9 protein-coding genes and 2 pseudogenes are annotated in these 11,253 nt (G+C 65.3%); 3 read left to right on the top strand and 8 right to left on the bottom strand.

Annotated elements, in window-relative coordinates:
• Positions 1-29 precede the first annotated feature (29 nt).
• A complete protein-coding gene (locus IC50_RS26535; RefSeq protein ID WP_035711602.1) occupies positions 30-251 on the bottom strand; it encodes a dodecin in 222 nt (73 codons plus the stop codon).
• Positions 252-425: 174 nt separating this feature from the next.
• On the opposite strand from IC50_RS26535, the gene IC50_RS26530 reads away from it, so the two are divergent.
• Entirely contained in the window at positions 426-1,307 is an 882-nt protein-coding gene (locus IC50_RS26530) for a DMT family transporter (protein WP_035711599.1), read from the top strand.
• Positions 1,308-1,330: 23 nt separating this feature from the next.
• Here the strand turns inward: IC50_RS26530 and IC50_RS26525 are convergent, their stop codons facing one another.
• The 6 genes and pseudogenes from IC50_RS26525 to IC50_RS26500 all read right to left on the bottom strand — a co-directional run bounded on the left by IC50_RS26525 (position 1,331) and on the right by IC50_RS26500 (position 8,869).
• Positions 1,331-1,888, bottom strand: coding sequence for an HNH endonuclease (locus IC50_RS26525; RefSeq protein ID WP_035711596.1), 558 nt, complete (start codon positions 1,886-1,888; stop codon positions 1,331-1,333).
• A gap of 204 nt (positions 1,889-2,092) precedes the next feature.
• Positions 2,093-3,069 (bottom strand): annotated as a pseudogene (locus tag IC50_RS26520) (peptidyl-alpha-hydroxyglycine alpha-amidating lyase family protein).
• Between the two features lie 121 nt (positions 3,070-3,190).
• Positions 3,191-4,966: a flavin-containing monooxygenase gene (locus IC50_RS26515; protein WP_035711721.1), complete on the bottom strand. Its 1,776-nt coding sequence runs from the start codon at positions 4,964-4,966 to the stop codon at positions 3,191-3,193.
• A 160-nt stretch (positions 4,967-5,126) separates the two neighbouring features.
• Positions 5,127-6,662: pseudogene (locus IC50_RS26510) on the bottom strand (acyl-CoA synthetase); the annotation flags it as partial.
• Positions 6,663-6,677: 15 nt separating this feature from the next.
• Positions 6,678-7,862 carry an ABC transporter substrate-binding protein gene (locus tag IC50_RS26505; protein WP_035711592.1) on the bottom strand — a complete coding sequence of 395 codons (1,185 nt, stop codon included), beginning with the start codon at positions 7,860-7,862 and terminating at the stop codon, positions 6,678-6,680.
• 32 nt (positions 7,863-7,894) lie between these two features.
• On the bottom strand, positions 7,895-8,869 hold the full coding sequence (locus tag IC50_RS26500) for an NAD(P)H-dependent flavin oxidoreductase (RefSeq protein ID WP_035711719.1): 975 nt from the start codon (positions 8,867-8,869) through the stop codon (positions 7,895-7,897).
• A 179-nt stretch (positions 8,870-9,048) separates the two neighbouring features.
• Here IC50_RS26500 and IC50_RS26495 point away from each other — a divergent pair, with 179 nt between their 5' ends.
• Positions 9,049-9,936, top strand: coding sequence for a LysR family transcriptional regulator (locus IC50_RS26495; protein WP_035711590.1), 888 nt, complete (start codon positions 9,049-9,051; stop codon positions 9,934-9,936).
• 97 nt (positions 9,937-10,033) lie between these two features.
• Here the strand turns inward: IC50_RS26495 and IC50_RS26490 are convergent, their stop codons facing one another.
• Complete coding sequence (locus tag IC50_RS26490) at positions 10,034-10,687, bottom strand: DNA-3-methyladenine glycosylase family protein (protein ID WP_035711585.1); 654 nt, start codon at positions 10,685-10,687, stop codon at positions 10,034-10,036.
• 115 nt (positions 10,688-10,802) lie between these two features.
• Here IC50_RS26490 and IC50_RS26485 point away from each other — a divergent pair.
• The coding region (locus tag IC50_RS26485) for a glutamate--tRNA ligase family protein (RefSeq protein WP_035711717.1) at positions 10,803-11,253 on the top strand (451 nt) is incomplete at its 3' end.

The following is an 11,253-nucleotide window of genomic DNA, read 5'->3' as shown; positions in this document are numbered from 1 at the left end:
TGCCGGATCGCCGCGATGCGCCCGCCGCGTCATCCCTCCAGCGTAAAGCCGACGCGCAGCGTCACCTGATAATGGCGTACGGCGCCGTTCTCGATGTGGCCGCGCGTCTGCACCACCTCGAACCACTTCATCTCGCGAACGGTCTTGGCGGCACGGCTGATCGCATTCTTGATCGCGTCCTCGATCGACGTCTCCGACGATCCGACGAGGTCCAGGATCTTGTAGACGTGATCACTCTCGGTTGCGGGCATGGGTCTTCCCCTGTTTCGATTTGCGGCCGGCGAACGCGTTCGGTGGAACGTGCATGCGAGCGCGCATGCCGTTGACTCTGAACGGGCACGGCCGCTTCGGGTTCCTTGCTCCGTGATGACCCGCATGCGCCAGCCGAGGTGGAGCCGGCCGCGCTTGCCTGCTAAGCGCTAGCCATGGATTCGGCGCGACGCGACAGGACGATCGGCTCTCTCTGCCTTTGCGTGACGGCGTTCGGCTGGGCGCTGAACTGGCCGCTGATGAAGCTGTTGCTCCAGCAATGGCCGCCCCTGTTCGCGCGTGGCCTTGCCGGGGTTTGCGCCTCGCTCATTCTCGGCACCCTGGCGCTGAGCCGCAAGGAGTCGTTCGCCGTGCCGCGCGAGGCCGTCCCGCGGCTGCTGTTTGCGACCTTCACCAACGTCTTTGCCTGGATGGGTCTCGGCACGGTCGCGATGAAATATGTGACGGTGAGCGAGGGCGCTCTGCTCGCCTATACGATGCCGATCTGGGCGATGCTGTTTGCCTGGCCGGTGCTGCATACGCGGCCGGGCCCACGGGATGTCCTTGGGCTCGTGCTCGGCGTTGCCGGCGTCACGCTGCTCCTGAGCGGAAACGGCCTCGCGTTCGGCGCCGACAAGCTGCTGGGCATTGTGCTGGCGCTGCTCTGCGCCATCCTGTTCGCGCTCGGCAACGTGCTCAACCGCAAGCCGCTGCCGATGCCGCCGCTGGTCGTCGTCGCCTGGCAGGTCGGGCCCGGCTGCGCCGCGATGCTGATCCTCGGCGTGGCGTTCGAGCATCCTGATATCACCGCGATTACTCCGCTGGGGCTCGGCTGCTTCGTCTATATGACGCTGGTGCCGATGGGCATCTGCTACGTCACCTGGTTCGAGACGCTGCGCCGTTTGCCACCGACCTCGGCCTCGACCGGCATGTTGATCGTTCCCGTGATCGGCGTGATCTCCGCCGCCATCATTCTGGGGGAGCCGCTGGGCTATCGCGAATGGACGGCGATGGCGCTCACGCTCGGCGGCGTGACGCTCGCCTTGCAGCGGGGATAGCAGCAGCGCACGCAGGCTCGCCCCTACGGATCCAGCTCCGTATCCCAGTACAGATAGTCGAGCCAGCTGTCGTGCAGGTAGTTCGGCGGGAAGAGCCGACCGTTGCGGTGCAGCTGGTGCACGGTGGGTGCGAACGCGTTCTGGCGCGGAAACATCCTGGCTTGCGCCGGGGTGAGATTGCCCTTGCGCAGGTTACACGGCGAGCACGCCGCGACCACGTTCTCCCAGGTGGTCTGGCCGCCCTTGCTGCGGGGGATGATGTGATCGAAGGTGAGGTCTTCGGGGGAGCCGCAATATTGGCAGGCGAAGCGATCGCGCAGGAAGACGTTGAAACGGGTAAAGGCAGGATGGGTGGTCGGCTTGACGAAGGATTTGAGCGAGACGACGCTCGGCAGCTGCATTTGCTGCGTGGGACTTCGAACCGCCTGATCGTAATGCGCGACGATGTTGACGCGGTCGAGGAACACCGCCTTGATCGCGTCCTGCCACGACCACAACGACAGTGGGTAGTAACTCAGCGGCCGGAAGTCCGCATTCAGCACCAAAACCGGCCAACTGCCTTGCGAGACATGTGCGTTCAAGTAACGCTCCCGGCCTCCAATATACGCTGCGAAGCAGCATGTCCTGACATACTACATGCAGCGTGACGGGATTGTGAAGCCCGTTGAGCAACTTATTCAAGAGCAAGCAATGCGGCGGCGGGGTGGCAAAAGTGCTCAAAAAGCCGCGATCCCTGGGGCGCTCGGAACCAGCCGCCCCAGCGCGTCATGGCCTTGCCGGGGCAGCTACTCCCGTACCCGCTCCAGCTTCTGCAGGCACCGCGTCGCGCGCACCGCGGCCGGCATCTCCTCGTCCGGAAAGCTGGTCTCCCAATTGGTGACGCCGACCTCGCCGACATAGATGTCGCCCTTCGAGTCCAGCGCGATGCCATGCGGCGCGAGGAATTTGCCGCTGGCAACGCCCGGCCCTCCGCGCCGCCAAGCCGCGCGATGCGATTTCCCTTGGCGTCCACGATCGACAGTCGCGGGCCGAGATTGGGTACATTTCGGTTGATGGCGAGTCCGGGGCCGAGTTCGCCAATCACAAAGGTCGGGCTCCTTCCGCCGTCGCAGCAGCACAGCGCACAGGGCCGGTGCAGATTGTTCCACTGCGTCTCGTATTGGCCCTCGCCGTTGAACACCTGGACGCGGTGGTTCTCGCGGTCGGCGACATAGACCCAGCCATCGGCGTCGGTCGCGATGTTGTGCACGATGTTGAACTGACCGGGATCGGTGCCTGGCTCGCCCCAGCTTTTGATCAGCTTGCCGTCGGGCGTGAACTTGTGCACGCGCGCATTGCCATAGCCGTCGGAGACGTAGATCTCGCCCTTCGGCGACAGCGCGGTGTGGGTGCAGCGATGGAACGGCTCGCCGCTCATGAACGGCGCCGGCTTTGCCGGGATGCCGATCGTGAGCAGCACCTTGCCGTCGGTGCTGCATTTGCGCACCGTGTGGTCGCCGTCATCTGTGCAATAGAGGTTGTCGTCCGCATCGATGTGCAGGCCATGCGCACGGGAGAACAGTCCTTCGCCCCAGCTGCGCAGGAAATTGCCCTCGCGGTCCAGCACCACCATCGGATGGGCGCCGCGGTTGAAGACGTAGATCCGGTCCTTGCTGTCGACCGCGACCGAGGCGACGTCGGTCAGCTGCCAGCCGTCGGGCAGCTTGGCGAAGTTGTCGACGACGCGGTAGCGGTGCTCGCCGCTGCCGAGGATGGCCGGCATCTGTAGTCTCCTTCAAATTCCTATCAGGGTGCGACGCTCGCTCCACGCTGTCATTGCGAGCGCAGCGAAGCAATCCAGAATCTTTCTGCGGAGGCAGTCTGGATCGCAATGACGATGAGGTTCAAGCGGCGCGCATCCCCCGCTCCAAAATCCCTTCCTCGACCGCCTTGATCTGGAGCGCGAGATATTTCGAGTTGATCCGGCATTGCGCGAGGCTGCCGGCGATGAACCAGAGCCCGGGCTGCTTCGTGCGCGTATACATGTTGCGGAGCTCAAAGCCGTCGCCGAAGCCCCAGATCGGACCGACCCGGTCGGCGACGGCATCGCCGAACAGCTGACGCACCAGATATTCCTGCGGCTTGTAGCCGGTCGAGAGCACGATGAGGTCGGCTGCAATGGTCGAGCCGTCCTTCATCCGCGCGCCGTTCGTGACGAAGCTCTCGATGTCGGAGAACTGTCTGAGCTTGATCTTGCCCTCGACGATCAGGTTGGAGCAGCCGACATTGAAATAGTAACCGCCGCCGCGGCTGAGGTACTTGAATTGCCAGCCGGTGCCGGCCTCGCCGAAATCGAGCTTGAAGCCGATGCGGGTGAGGCCGTCGAGCAGCTCCTTGTCGAGCGCCTTCGACTGCTCCGTCAGCATCACATGCGTCTTCTTCGCGAGCGGCGTCGGCATCGAGGCCGCGATCAGGTCGTTGTCCTCGAGCGTGCCTTCATTATAGGTCGCATAAGCGAGTTGTGCCGACGGCTCGATATTGGTGACCAGTGTCGGCGAGCGCTGCACCAGCGTCACCTCGGCGCCGCTGGAATGAAGATCCTGCGCAATGTCGTGTCCGCTGTTGCCGGTGCCGATGACGATCGCGCGCTTGCCGGTCCAGGTCTCGCCGTCCTCGTAGCGGCTGGAATGCAGCAGCGTACCCCTGAAATTGTCGAGAGTTGGGATGGAGGGAATGTTGGCGACGCCGCTGACGCCGGTTGCCATTACCACGTGATGCGGATGCATGGTCCGCTTGCTGCCGTCGGAGCGCCGCAGCGTCACCGTCCAGCGTCCTGTCGCATCGTCGTAGGCGCCGCCCTCGAACTCGGTGCCGGTCCAGAAGTTCAGCTCCATCGCATCGACGTAGGCCTCGAACCAGTTGGCGAGCTTGTCCTTGGGGATATAGGTCGGCCAGCTCGGCGGAAACGGCATGTAGGGCAGGTGATTGACCTGCACCTGATTGTGTAGCGTCAGCGCGTGATAGCGCTTGCGCCAATTGTCGCCGATGCGTGCCTCGCGATCGACGATCAGCGTGTCGACCTGCAACTGCTTCAGCCGCGCTGCGATCGCGAGCCCGGCCTGGCCGCCGCCGACCACCAGCACGGCCGGATCGCGATTCGCATAGTCGCGCGAGGCGTTGCGCAGATCGAGCCAGTTCGGCCCGCGGAAATCGCGCGAATAGGCCTGGCCACGCGGGCGCGAGGTGCCGAGCTGCTCCTCGAAACCCTTGAGCTCGTCGAGTGCGGTCAGGAGCGTCCACGCCTTCAGACGGTCGCCATCGCCAGTGTCAGGGACGAGCCGCACGATGCCGCTGCCGCGGCCGATCGCGGTCTCGAAACCAAAGATCGCTTCGATAGTGTTGGTACCGGCGCGTGTCACCCAGCGCGGCGGCGCGCGGTTGGGCGCGATCCTGAAATGAGACGGCGCCGCTTTGGGCGCGAACGCCGTCAGCTGTTGCACGACCGTGTCGCTGCCAGCGATTGTTTGCAGGTTCCAGCTCAGCGCCAGCACATCGCGCCAAAAACCGTCGGCGAGGAAGAGGCGGTTCAGGGTGGCGCTATCAAGCTTGCCCAAGGCGCGCTCGAATTCATCGAGCCAGGCCTGTGCGGAGACGGAAATATCCTTGGTCTTGTCCAGCATGCGCGACCTCATGGCCGTCTTCGCGGCGTTTCCTCTGAGGCTGACGCTATACGGTTTCGCGGACCGCCAAAAGCGGGCGACCCGAGCGAGGCAGGCATGCGGCCCTGCTCGGACGGAATATGCCGGGCGATGCTTCAAGCCCGGATTCGGTGACGGCCGGCTAAGGCCCAGCCGGCGTGCGGTCCGCCCAATAGGGACCGCGGAGCTTGCGCTTGAAGATCTTCCCGGTTGCCTCGCGGGGCAGCGCATCCAGGAACTGGATCTCCTTCGGCACCTTGAAGTTGGCCAATCGCTCGCGCAGGAAGGCCTGCACCGCGGCGGCGGAGAGCTGCTCGGCGAAATCGGGCTCGATGCAGGCGCACAAGCGCTCGCCATATTCCGCGTCCGGGATGCCGAACACGGCGCAATCGCGGACGCCGGGCATGGTGATCAGCACGTTCTCGATCTCGGCAGGATAGATGTTGACGCCGCCCGAGATCACCATGTCGCGCTTGCGGTCGCACAGGAACAGATAGCCGTCCTCGTCGAGATAGCCGACGTCGCCGACGCTGACGAGACCGTCGCGCCCGGCCTCGGCGCGCGCCTGCGCCTTGCCGTGGTAGTCGAAATCGGGCACCGCCGTCTGGCGCATGTAGATCTCGCCGATCTCGCCAGCGCCGCACAGGCTGCCGTCCTCGCGGAAGATCTTGACGACGCCGCCTTCGATGGCGCGGCCGACCGTGCCAGGCTTCCTCAGCGCCTCCTCGGCCGAGTGCCACACCGGGATGCCGGTCTCGGTCGAGCCGAAATATTCGTTGATGACCGGTCCCCACCACTCGATCATGGCCCGCTTCACCTCGGGCGGGCAGGGCGCCGCGCCGTGCACGACGAAGCGCAGCGACGACAGGTCGTAACGCTGCCTGGCGGCCTCGGGCAAGCGCAACAGGCGGACGAACATGGTCGGCACCATGTGGATGTGCGTCACACGGTGGCGTTCGATCAGCGCCAGCAGCTCCTCGGCGTCGAACCGCGCCTGGAGGACGATGGTGCAGCCGTTGCGGAACGCCATCATGCCGTAGGAATGCGGCGCCGAATGATACATCGGTCCGTTGATCAGCACGACCTGGTCCTCGCGCGGCTTGATGCCGTAGGCGATCGCGCCGACGCGCTCGGATGCAGCGGCCTGTTCCGGCTGCATCGGCATGCGCCGCACGCCTTTCGGCATGCCGGTGGTCCCCGAAGTGTAGATCATCGCTGCGGCCCGGCGCGGCGGCTCCTGCATTTCCGGATGGCCATCGCGCCAGCTGCCCCAATCGGTCAGTCCCGCCGGGACTTCGGTCAGCCCAGGGGAAATTGCGAAGGTCGCGGCGAGCTCGGGCGGGGTCGCGACGACAAGCAGGCGGACATCGTCCGGAATGCCGGCGCGAATCTGCGGCAGTAGATCGGCATGGCAGATCAGGATCCTGGCGCCGCTGTCGATCAGGATGTAACGGACCTCCTCGGCCTTGAGGTGCCAGTTGATCGGCACCACCGGGCTGCCCAGTGCGGCCGAGGCCGCAACCACCTCGAACAGGACGAAGTCGTTGCGCAGCATCATGGCGACCGGCGCGCCTTCGGCAAGGCCGAGGGCGCGAAGTCCGCTCGCGGCTCGTTTGATGCGCGCCTGGATCTCGTCATGGCCGATCCGGCGTTCGCCGCTGATGATCATGGTCTGTCCTTGTTCCCGCTCGAGTCAGCGATCGTCCAGCACGTCGCCGAATCCCACCCAGCTCTTGCCGTTGAAGCGCCGGAGCCGAAGCTGCTGGAACGGCAGATAGTCGTCTGGCCCGGTGGAGACTGCGATGCCCGGCAGCAGCAGCGGCAGCTTCACCTCCTTCAGCGAGGCCGCCTGGCGCATGATGTTCTCGCGGCTAAAATCACCGTTGCACGCCCTCAGCACGGTCATCAGCAGCGTCGCGTAGTGGTAGCCGGCCGCATAGTTGGAGTTGGAGAGGTCCGCGTTCGGCATGTACTGCTTCATGAAGGCGAAGTACTCCTTCACCCCGGGATCGCTGGCCCATTGCGGGTCCATCGTGTCCTTCTGATTGCTCGACGAGATCAGGCCGACGGCGTTGTCGAGCCCCGCCGGCTCCAGGAACGAGATCGACGAGGCCGACGTCGGCACGAAGAACAGCTCGGGCTTCCAGCCGATCTCGGCCACGCCCTTGATCATCTGCGAGGTGAACTTGCCGAGCACGACGCCGAACAGCACGTCCGCGCCCGACGCCTTCAGGGTCGAGAGCTGCGAGCTGATCGTCGGCGCGCTGGTCTCATAGGTCTGCTCCGCCACGATCATGCTCGCGGCCTTGTCGCCGAGCGCGCGCTTGAAGCCGGCGACATAGTCGCGGCCGAAATCGTCGTTCTGGGACAGGATGGCGATCTTGGCGCCGGGCTTGGTCCGCAGCACATGCTTGGCATAGACCACGCCCTCGGATTCGTAGGCGGCCATGCCGGGCATCGTCCACGGATATTTCTGCGGATCGGCCCATTTCGTCGCGCCGGAAAGCACGAAGAGCTGGGGCACCTTCTTGCCGTTGAGGTAGCGCTGCACGGCGCTGTTGGTGGCGGTGCCGAGCGAGCCGAACATCATCAGCACCTCCTCCTGCTCCACCAGCTTGCGGGTCTGCTCGACCGTCTTCGGCGGCGAGTAGGCATCGTCCAGCGTGATGAACTTGACCTTGCGGCCGTTGATGCCGCCATCGGCGTTGATCTTCTCGAAGAAGGCTTCCTGCGCCCGTCCGATCGCGCCGAAGCCGGAAGCCGGCCCGCTATAGGGCAGGGTCTGCCCGATGCGGATCTCGCCCGTTCCTTCGGCATGGGCGCTCCCGCTGGCGAGCGTCAGCAGGGACAGGCCGATCATTGCGGCTGCGAGCTTCATTGTATCCTCCCGTTTTTTGCCAGTCCGAAACGTCAGGCGCTCACGCGCATCAGGAAATCCTGCCGGGCCTGATCGAATTCACTCTTCATCCGATCGACGAGCTCCGCGACGGGAGGGACATCGGTGATCTGGCCGATGCCCTGGCCCGATCCCCAGATGTCGCGCCACGCTTTCGATTTCATGTTGCCGCCGGAGCCGAAGTTCATCTTCGATTTGTCCGCGGCCGGGAGATTGTCCGGGTCCAACCCGGCGGCGGCGATGGAGGGGCCGAGATAGTTGCCGTGCACGCCGGTGAACAGGTTGGTGTAGACGATGTCGTGCGCGGCGTGCTGTGTCAGCGCCGACTTGTAGGCCGCGTCGGCATTGGCCTCCTGCGTCGCGATGAAGCGCGTGCCGATATAGGCAAGGTCGGCGCCCAGCGTCAGCGCGGAGGCGATGCCGAAGCCGTCGCTGATCGCGCCCGACAGCAGGATCGCGCCGTCGAACCATTGCTTGACCTCGCGCACCAGTGCGAAGGGCGACAGCGTGCCGGCATGTCCGCCCGCACCGGCGCAGACCAGGATCAGGCCGTCGACCCCCTGCTCGGCGGCTTTGCGCGCATGCTTGACGTTGATGACGTCGTGGAACACCAGCCCGCCATAGGAGTGCGCGGCCTCGACGATCTCGGCCGGCGGCCGCAGCGAGGTGATGATGATGGGCGCCTTGTGCTTTACGCAGGTCTCCATGTCCTTCATCAGCCGGTCGTTGGAGGCATGGCAGATCTGGTTGACGGCGTAGGGCGCGACCCTCTTGCCGGGATTGCGCGATTTGTATTCGCCGAGCTCGTCCTCGATGCGGCTCAGCCACTCGTCCAGCATCTCGACCGGACGGGCATTGAGCGCGGGAAACGAGCCGACAACGCCCGCCTTGCACTGGGCGATCACCAGCTCCGGTCCGGAAACGATGAAGAGCGGCGAGCCGACCACGGGCAGCTCGAGCGAATCCCTCAAGAGAGTGGGCAGCGCCATCATGTCCTCCTGAAACGCCGCCCCGCCGGCGGGCGGATGACGAGGCGTTTCCCTGTTGATCGTCGCGCGGGTGGATTGCCGCCCGTGTCGCGGATTTGATCCCACTATAAGGTTGGACGGCGCGCTCCGGCCGTTCAATAATGAACGGATCGTCATTCAGATATGAACAGAGAGTCCGGATGGACTGGGACCTTTGCAAGACCTTCGTCGCGGTCGCCGATACCGGCAGCTTCACCGCCGCCGCCCGCCGGCTGCACACCAGCCATCCCACCGTCAGCCGCAAGATCGCGGCGCTGGAAGCTCAGCTCGGCACCCGATTGGTGGCGCGCGCCGCCGACGGCCTGGCGCTGACCGCGGATGGAAGGACGTTGCGCGAGCACGCCGAGGCAATGGCGGCCGCGGCGCTGCGGGCTGAGACCGCGGTCGCGGCGGGAGGACACAAGGCGCGCGGCATCGTCAAGCTGTCGATCGGCGCGACGCTGGCCTCACATTGGCTGATGCCGCGCTTGCCCGCCTTCCTGCGTGCGCACGATCATATTCAGCTGGAGATCATCACCCATCCGTTTCCGGCGAGCGTGCGCCGGCGTGAGGCGGACGTGGTGCTGCGGCCCTTCGACAGCGGCGAGGAAAACCTGGTCGGTCGCAAGATCGGTCGTCTCGGCACGGGATTCTATGCCTCACGCGACTATGTCGCCGGGCGGCCCTTGCCTGAACGGCGTGGTGATTGGAAGGAGCACAGCGTCATCGGTTTTGCCGACCAGGCATCCAATGCGCAGCTTGCGCGCTGGAGCGACGTCGTCACGCGGCAGGCGAGGGTGGTGATGCGCTGCTCGTCCCAGGGGGACATGCTGGCGGCGGCCCGTGCCGGGATCGGAATCTCCGCGCTCTCGTGCTTCGTCGCCGAATCCTATTCCGATCTCGTGCGCGTCGCTCCGCAGAAGCTCGCCAGCGTGGCGGACCTATGGCTGCTGGCCCATCCCGATCTCGTCGAGCTTCCGGCGGTGCGCGCCGTGGTAGACTTCGTGGCCGAATGTGCCCGGGCCGACCGCGCGAGGCTGCGGGGTTAGAGCATGATCCGGAAAAGTGTGTAGCGGTTTTCCGAAAAGATCATGCTCAAACAATAATCTAAAGCGCGATGACGATTCACCCTAATCGCATCGCGCTTTAGCCCGATCCCGCGAGCACGCCCTCGCGTTTCTTCACGGCACGATAATAGCTCCACCACAGATGCGCGGCCGCGCCGCGCAGCGGGCGCCAGGGTTCGGCGAGCGGCGCCATCTGCTTCTCCGTCGGCCGTGCCTTCAGACCGAGCCCGATGCGGATGCCCTCCTGCACGGCGAGGTCGCCGGCCGGCCAGGCATCGCCGTGGCCGAGGCAGAACAGCAGGTAGACGTCGGCGGTCCAGGGGCCGATACCGGGTAGCGCGATCAGCGTGTGATGCGCGGCATCGGCATCTTCTTCCGCGAGCACGTCGAGGTTCAGCCGCTCGGCGGCGATTTCGCGCGCCAGATGCTTCAGCGTCTTGATCTTGGCGGCGGAGAGGCCGAGCCGCCCCAGCCGGTCGGTGCGGGCGCGGCGCACGGCGTCATGGTCGAATGGATCGAACGCGGCCGACAGCCGTTCCCAGATCGCCGCGGCACTCGCGGTCGAGAGCTGCTGGCCGCAGACGATGTGGGCAAGGCCCGCAAAGCCCGGCTCGCGCCGCCGCAGCGCCGGCATGCCCGCGATCTCGAGCACGGGCTTAAGACGCGGATCGCGCTTGATCAGCGCCTGGACGGCTTCTTCGAGATCGGATTGGGTTTCGAGGTGGATGGTCATGGTCGCTCAACTTGTCATGCGCGGGCTTGACCCGCGCATCCATCTCCTATCGTAACAGAGTCGTGGAGGATTGATTGCCGGGTCAAGCCCGGCAATGACGAGGTCCATGAAAGCGATGCCACCCGTTTTCCGATTTGCCCCCAGCCCGAACGGCCATCTCCATCTCGGCCACGCCTATTCGGCGCTGCTCAATTTCGAGCGGGCGCGAGAGACCGGCGGGCTTCTGTTGCTGCGGATCGAGGACATCGACGCGACGCGGTGTCGGCCGGAATTCGAGGCTGCGATCTACGAGGATCTCGCCTGGCTCGGGATGGCCTGGGAGACGCCGGTGCGGCGGCAGTCGGAGCACCTCGCCGACTACCGCGCCGCGCTGGACAAGCTGTCGGCGCTTGGGCTCGTCTATCCCGCCTTCGAAAGCCGCGCCGAGATCGCAAAGAGTGTCTCCGTGCGTGAGGCTGACGGTCCGTGGCCGCGCGATCCCGACGGTGCGCCGCTCTATCCCGGCAACGCGAAGTCGCTCTCAGCCGCCGAGCGCGATCATCTCATCGCATCGGGCGTGCCTTACG

The sequence above is a fragment of the Bradyrhizobium genomosp. I (2014) genome (assembly GCF_000261685.1).
In the GTDB taxonomy this organism is placed as follows: Bacteria; Pseudomonadota; Alphaproteobacteria; order Rhizobiales; family Xanthobacteraceae; genus Bradyrhizobium.
This window is presented reverse-complemented; position numbering and strand designations above follow the sequence as displayed.